Annotated in this window: 6 protein-coding genes; 4 read left to right on the plus strand and 2 right to left on the minus strand. The window is 60.0% G+C overall.

Going from position 1 to position 6675, the window contains the following annotated elements:
• Positions 1-24 precede the first annotated feature (24 nt).
• The 4 genes from ASE71_RS07010 to ASE71_RS07025 are packed head-to-tail and all read left to right on the plus strand — an operon-like array spanning position 25 to position 3693.
• Complete coding sequence (locus ASE71_RS07010) at positions 25-1410, plus strand: aspartate aminotransferase family protein (protein ID WP_051659610.1); 1386 nt, start codon at positions 25-27, stop codon at positions 1408-1410.
• 14 nt (positions 1411-1424) lie between these two features.
• Positions 1425-2885, plus strand: coding sequence for an NAD-dependent succinate-semialdehyde dehydrogenase (locus ASE71_RS07015; RefSeq protein WP_060520271.1), 1461 nt, complete (start codon positions 1425-1427; stop codon positions 2883-2885).
• A 26-nt stretch (positions 2886-2911) separates the two neighbouring features.
• Positions 2912-3298, plus strand: a complete 387-nt coding sequence (locus tag ASE71_RS07020) for a RidA family protein (RefSeq protein ID WP_060520258.1) — start codon at positions 2912-2914, stop codon at positions 3296-3298.
• A gap of 11 nt (positions 3299-3309) precedes the next feature.
• Positions 3310-3693: a RidA family protein gene (locus ASE71_RS07025; protein ID WP_034802064.1), complete on the plus strand. Its 384-nt coding sequence runs from the start codon at positions 3310-3312 to the stop codon at positions 3691-3693.
• A 666-nt stretch (positions 3694-4359) separates the two neighbouring features.
• On the opposite strand, the gene ASE71_RS07035 is transcribed toward ASE71_RS07025, so the two are convergent.
• Both ASE71_RS07035 and ASE71_RS07040 read right to left on the minus strand, forming a co-directional pair.
• On the minus strand, positions 4360-5958 hold the full coding sequence (locus ASE71_RS07035) for an MFS transporter (RefSeq protein ID WP_060520260.1): 1599 nt from the start codon (positions 5956-5958) through the stop codon (positions 4360-4362).
• On the minus strand, positions 5955-6392 hold the full coding sequence (locus ASE71_RS07040; RefSeq protein ID WP_060520261.1) for a DoxX family protein: 438 nt from the start codon (positions 6390-6392) through the stop codon (positions 5955-5957). The genes ASE71_RS07035 and ASE71_RS07040 overlap by 4 nt, the downstream gene beginning before the upstream one ends.
• Positions 6393-6675: the final 283 nt, after the last annotated feature.

Consider the following 6675-nt stretch of genomic DNA (forward strand, 5'->3'; position numbering starts at 1 on the left):
ATCAAGCATACCCTGGAGCCTGCCATGAACGACCGTCCCAACTCCCTTCACGCCCTGGATCGGCAAAGTCTCGTGCACCCCTACACCAACCTTGCGGTTCACCAGGAAGTGGGGCCGCATGTAATCACCGGTGGTGAGGGCATTTACGTCGTCGACGATCAGGGAAAACGTTACATCGAGGGTCTTGCTGGCCTCTTCTGCGCGGGGCTCGGCTTCAGCGAGCCGCGTTTGGTGGAAGCGGCGACGCGGCAGCTGAAGACGATGCCATTCTATCATTCCTTCGCCCACAAATCGACGGAACCGGGTATCCGCCTTGCAGAGAAGCTGCTCGAAATGGCGCCGGTACCCATGTCGAAGGTCTTCTTTGCCGGTTCCGGTTCCGAAGCGAACGACACGGCGATCAAGCTGGTCTGGTACTACAACAACGCGGTCGGACGGCCTGAGAAGAAGAAGATCATTTCGCGCCGCAAGGCTTACCATGGCGTAACGGTGGCGACTGCAAGCCTCACGGGTCTTCCGTTCAACCACCGTGATTTCGATCTGCCGATCGCCAACATCCTCCACACCGATTGCCCGCATTACTGGCGGTTTGCAGAACCTGGTGAGAGCGAGGAAGATTTTGCAACCCGGCTTGTCTCCAATCTCGAGGCTATGATCCTCGAAGAGGGTCCGGAAACGGTGGCGGCCTTCTTCGCCGAGCCGGTCATGGTGTCTGGGGGAGTGATCACACCGCCGAAGACTTACTTCGAAAAACTCCAGGCGGTCTTGAAGAAGTACGACATCCTTCTGGTGGCAGATGAAGTCATCTGCGGCTTTGGGCGTACCGGTAACATGTTCGGGTCGGAAACCTACGGGCTGAAACCGGACATGATCAGTTGCGCAAAGCAGCTTTCGGCCGCCTACATGCCGATCTCCGCGCTGATGATCAACGAGACGATCTCTGACGTCCTCCTCGACCAGAGCCGCAAGATCGGAACATTCTCGCATGGCTTTACTTATGGTGGTCATCCGGTCGCCGCGGCCGTGGCTCTGGAGGCCCTGACTATCTACCAGGAGGTAGACATCGTCTCCCACGTCCGCGCCGTCGGCCCGCGCTTTCAGGAGGGCATTCGAAAGCTTGGCGAACATCCGCTGATCGGTGAAGCCCGCGGTGTGGGTCTTGTCGCCGGCCTCGAATTCGTCAAGGACAAGGTAACGAAAGAGAACTTCCCACCTGCCTGGCAGGTCGCCAACCATGCCGGCAAGTTCGCAACCGAGCGCGGCGTCCTTACTCGTGGTCTTGGCGACATGGTGAGCCTGTGCCCGGCCATGATCATCTCGGAGAATGAGATCGACGATCTCATGGCACGCATGCAGCTTGCTCTCGACGACACGCTTTCGTGGGCGCGCAGCCAAGGCTACATCGCGTGATGCCGGAGATCGACATGTCCACCCGTCCGCCACATTCCTATGAACGGCTCGGCATGCTGATCGGCGGCCGCTGGATTTACGACACCGAGGGGCAGGACGCGGTCATCGACCCGGCAAGCGGAGCGGTCATCGGCTATTTGCCCTGCGCCACCGACGCCGACCTAGCGGCGGCCGTCGCCTCCGCGCAGCGGGCGTTCGGAAGCTGGAAGGATCGCTCACCGCTCGACCGCGGGCAGATCCTGCGGCGCTTCGCCGATCTTGCTCGCACGCACGCCGAGGAGGTCGGCCGCAACATGGTGCTTGACCAGGGCAAACCGCTGACGGAAGCAATCGGTGAGATCCGATTTGCCGCCGACCATGCCGATTGGCATGCGGAGGAAGCGCGGCGCCTCTATGGTCGCCTTATCCCTTCGCGAGATCCGCGTGTACAGCAGGCAGTCACGCGCGAACCCGTCGGCGTATGCATCGCGTTTACCCCCTGGAACTTCCCGTTTAGCCAGGCACTGCGCAAGGTCGTGGCAGCCTTGGCAAGCGGCTGCACGATAATCCTCAAAGGGCCGGCGGAATCGCCCTCCTCCACGGTCGCGATCGGCCGGCTTATGCAGGAGGCGGGTCTGCCGGACGGTTGCCTCAATATCGTCTGGGGATCGTCTTCGCATATTTCCGAAACGCTGCTTTCGGCGCCCGAGGTGAAGAAGATCTCGTTTACGGGGTCCGTCGAAGTCGGCAAGCTGCTTGCTTCGCTCGCAGGCCGCCATATGAAGCGCTCCACGATGGAGCTTGGCGGCCACGCTCCGGCTATCGTCTTCGACGATGCCGACGTTGAAGCATCTGCCGACGCGCTTGCCGCGCAAAAGGTCCGCAATGCCGGACAGGTCTGCGTTTCGCCGACCCGCTTCTACGTTCAAACAGGAGCGTATGACCGTTTCCTAGCGCGCTTCGCCGACAAGGTGGCCGCCACGAAGGTTGGCTATGGCTTTGCCGAAGGAGTGCAGATGGGTCCGCTCTGCCACGCCCGCCGGGTCACGGCTATGGAAGGCTTCGTACAGGATGCCCGCGAACGGGGAGCGGAGATCGTGACCGGCGGCAGTCGCATCGGCGACGCCGGCTTTTTCTATGCGCCGACGGTGGTTGCCGGTGGTTCCGACGCGTTGCGGCTGATGAACGAGGAGCCCTTTGGACCCATTGCGGTCGTCGCGCCTTTTTCTGGTTTTGACGACGTGATGCGGCGCGCCAACAGCCTTCCTTTCGGCCTTGCGTCTTACGTGTTCACCGCCTCCAGCAGTCGAGCCCAGCACGCCGCAAAAGCGCTTGCCGCCGGGATGGTCAGCATCAATCACTTCGGCCTGGCGCTACCCGAAACGCCTTTCGGTGGCATCAAAGACAGCGGCTATGGTAGCGAAGGTGGGACTGAAACCTTTGACGGCTATCTCAACACGAAATTCGTGACCCGCTTCGACGCGCGGCCCGAATGAGCAGCCTTACTTTCTTGGAGAACAAAATGTTTGAAGCCATCGATACCGGATCAGACCCCTCAGACGCGCCAGTCAGCGAGGTCGTGCGCGCCGGCAATCTCGTCTGGTCGGTCCATATTTCCGAAGACCCGGTGAATGGCGACCTCGTCACAGGTGACATCGAAACCCAGACGCGCCGAACGCTTGGAAATCTCGACATCGCGATCCGTGCTGCGGGCGGCACGCTGGCCGATGTCGTGCAGGTTCAGGTTTTCCTCACTGAAAAATCGGACGCACCAGGAATGAACAAGGTCTACGCCGAGTTCTTCAAGGAGCCCTATCCGGTGCGTGCGACCGTGGTGGTAAAGGAGCTTTTGGCCGAAGGCCTTCGCATCGAAATCCTTGCCCACGCCGTTCTCGGCAACAGAGCTTAAAGTGGCCGATCATGTTTGAGAAAGTCGAAACCGGTATCGCTTCGTCAAAGGCGCCTTTGAGCGCTACGGTCAAGGCAGGCCGCATCGTGCGATCCGCGCATATTGCAAAGAATCCGACGACGGGCGAACCCATTACCGGTGACATCGAGACACAGGCACGCCAGGTGTTCCTGAACCTCCGACAGGCGCTCGAAGCGGCCGGCGGAACACTTGCCGATGTTGTGCAGATCCAGGCCTATCTCACGGATAAGGCGGATGCAGGCGGCATGAATAGGATTTACCGGGAGTTCTTTACTGCACCTTATCCGGTTCGTGCCACCGTCGTAGTCGATCTTCTCTCCAGCGGAATACGCCTTGAGGTACTCGCAACGGCTGTCCTTTCCTCCTCGGCGTGACGATGGTGTCTCGCCTGTTTGGCGCTGTCTGTCCAAAAGAGATAGAAGACGGCAACCGGCGGCACCGGCCTCTACCGAGAAAAGGGACCTGGTCCCTAACCAAGTCTTTTTAACAATGACAGACATGCCACGAACGTATGTGGAAACGCCGCCTTCCGTTCCTTCTTCATCCGTTGATTGGCTTCCGATCTCAGACGGGTCAATGGTTAAGAACTACTGGTTGCTTGCTGTGTTCCTGCTTCAGTTCGCACCACCTTATCCGGGTGACGAGGCGCTGCTGACAAATCTTGTCAAGCTTGGTGTCCATGAAAGCGTAACCTGGCCCGCAGCGGATCTATCACCACAGACTGTGGCACTCAGGCGTGATGTGGCGGATGACAGATTCTTCCAAGTCATTCGGCACGCCAGAATTCATGAAGGGCAAGTTTATGGTCCGCGCCGGGGCGGCGCAAGGCGGCATTTACGGCAACTCAGTGCGAGAGGCGCTCTACGTGGTCCATGCCTTCGACGCCCAGAAGCCGGCTCGAACGTTTGACGGCGCGGCTGCGCCACAGAACAGGTGGGCTGAGGTTCTTGAACAAGGGGTCTTGCGGCGGCCCCTCCGAACCAAGCGGTTCCTCACGAACACGAGGGGAGCATTGCGCTCCCCTCCCCGATATCGTCACATCAGGTCTGACCAGGCCGATTGATACTCAGGAAGTGTCGAACCACAGGCTTCTCCGGGCCTTTGTGATAAGTCAGGACCTTACCCTGCAAGTCTGCGTCGGCGTTGGAAACCCGCTGATGCTGGCGAAGGTGTTCCGCCCAGGATTCCACCATGAACCACTCAACCATCTTTTCCGGGTCGGCGGAGTCTTCGGTCACGCCCCAGCCATAGGCACCATCGCGGCGACGTTCCTGGGAGAGCGTGTCGAGCGCATGGAGGAAGGCGCGGCGGTGATGTTTTTCGACCTGGTACTCGATCAGGATCAGGACGGGACCACGGTCATGAGCGACAGGTTCGGCAACAAGCGGTTCCGGCCAATGGTTCGAAGGCACCAAATCCACATCGCCGGCTGGCAGCTTCAGTCGGTGCATGATGAAGCCGGCGGCAAGCAGTCCGGCAGCGCCGATCAGCAGCGTCCCCTGGATACCCGCTGCTTCGCCAACTGCACCCCAGCCAAGGCTGCCGGCGGTCATCGCCCCGTTGAAAACGGTGAGGTAGACCGCGAGACCGCGACCACGCACCCAGTTGGGGAGAACGGCCTGTGCTGCGCCATTGAGGGTTGTCAGCGCGGTGATCCATGCGCCACCGAGGAACAGAAGGGCGATGATGGCAACCCACTTCGGGAGGGAAAGCGAAAGTACGGCCATGACGATCGCGGTGACAACGGCCGCCCCGAGCAACAGTCCATCGGCGCTCAGCCGGTCACGCAGCTTCGGCATGACCAATGCTCCTGCGATCGCACCGGCACCGACAGCGCCGAGCAGAATGCCGTAGAAGCTTGCGTCCCCACCCAGGAGTTGGCGGGCGACCAGCGGCAAAAGTGCCCAGACCGCGCTCGCAAAGGCAAAAAAGATCGCGGCACGCAGCAGGACGACATGCAGTGGACGACTGGCGCGGGTGTAGCGGAGACCGGCACGGAATGCGCCAAAGAAGTTTTCAGACAACGCATCGTTGGCGCTTTTTGCCCGTGGCCACCAGAGAAGCGCGGCGATGACGATGATGTAGCTGGCCACGTCGGCACCATAGGTGACGCCTGCGCCAAACGCGGCAAGCAAAAGTCCGCCTGCCGCGGGGCCGATCGATCGTGCGATATTGATCCCGAGTGAGTTCAGCGCCACGGCGCTTTTGACGTCTTCTCGCTTGACCAGTTCTGGAACGATCGCCTGCCAGGTCGGCCCCATCAGTGCGGCACCGATGCCGCCGAGGAAGGTCAGACCGATCAGTGCGCTGACGGAGAGCATTCCGGTCTGCGCCAGAACCATCAAACTGATACTGACGGAGGCAAGCAAGATCTGAACAGCAATCAGGAACTTGCGCCGATCGAGGATGTCGGTGAGCACACCGGCCGGGATGGCGAGCAGGAAAATAGGCAAGGTTCCCGCCGCATGCACCATCGCAACTGCGGCAGTTGAAGCGGACAGGTCAGTCATGAGCCACGAGCTGGCAACGTCACGCATGAAGCTGCCGGTATTGCCCAGGACTGTGGCCGTCCAAAGGACCGCGAAAACCGGTTGAGCCAGGGGAGCGAAGCTTCCGCCGACAGATTTTTTGTCGCTCATTTGCGATCTCCTTTTGTCAGATCGATTGCGGCGACAATGACGAATGCGCCGGCGAGGCCGAGATGCTCGAAGAAGGCATTGCCGGCCATCGTGCGATCCATGCCCGGTGCCATTTCCCAGAAGCGAAGGGCAATGAAGGTTGCAAGAAGAGTGAACCCCGCGAGTGACAGCGCGCCAGCCCAACGCAGGATGCCTGATACCACCATGGCCGAAGCCGCAAGCTCAAAGCCGATGACAGCAACCGCGAAGAACGCCGGCGGATGAAGACCGAAATGCGCCATCTCGGCGATCGCGCCATCAAAGTCGAAGATCTTGGCAAGCGGCCCCTGAATGTAGGCGGCGCAAAGGGCAAGCAGCGCCGCGGTCCGCATTGCGGGAGCCGCGATGACTTCGGCAAAATCCCCACGGATTGAAGAGGTCGGGTGATGGATCATTTTTGCTCCTGCGATCGTCGCTGTCTCTGAAACCGGCTATGTGGTTCGTCTGATAGAGCGATATTGACCGGGAAGTTCCCTACCAACAATTGCATCAATATTTGCTATTTAATTGCATTTTTCGCAACAATAGAAGCGCATTGCATGTGCTCCAGCCAAACACCAAAACGGGCAGCGACCGAGCTGCCCGTTTTGGTGTTCATGCATGATTTGCGTGCCTTCACACCGCCCAGCAGGAGCATCCAAGCGCGCCGAAGAAACCCTTAAGGTCGGCGATCGGCAG

Origin of the sequence: Ensifer sp. Root954 (assembly GCF_001429005.1) — a bacterium.
Classification (GTDB): domain Bacteria; phylum Pseudomonadota; class Alphaproteobacteria; order Rhizobiales; family Rhizobiaceae; genus Ensifer; species Ensifer adhaerens.

What these genes read in the sequence shown, in the direction of transcription:
- ASE71_RS07025 (WP_034802064.1), top strand. Translation starts at nt 3,310, where the DNA reads ATGTTTGAGAAAGTCGAAACCGGTATCGCTTCGTCAAAGGCGCCTTTG.
- ASE71_RS07020 (WP_060520258.1), top strand. Translation starts at nt 2,912, where the DNA reads ATGTTTGAAGCCATCGATACCGGATCAGACCCCTCAGACGCGCCAGTC.
- ASE71_RS07035 (WP_060520260.1), bottom strand. Translation starts at nt 5,958, where the DNA reads ATGAGCGACAAAAAATCTGTCGGCGGAAGCTTCGCTCCCCTGGCTCAA.
- ASE71_RS07015 (WP_060520271.1), top strand. Translation starts at nt 1,425, where the DNA reads ATGTCCACCCGTCCGCCACATTCCTATGAACGGCTCGGCATGCTGATC.
- ASE71_RS07040 (WP_060520261.1), bottom strand. Translation starts at nt 6,392, where the DNA reads ATGATCCATCACCCGACCTCTTCAATCCGTGGGGATTTTGCCGAAGTC.
- ASE71_RS07010 (WP_051659610.1), top strand. Translation starts at nt 25, where the DNA reads ATGAACGACCGTCCCAACTCCCTTCACGCCCTGGATCGGCAAAGTCTC.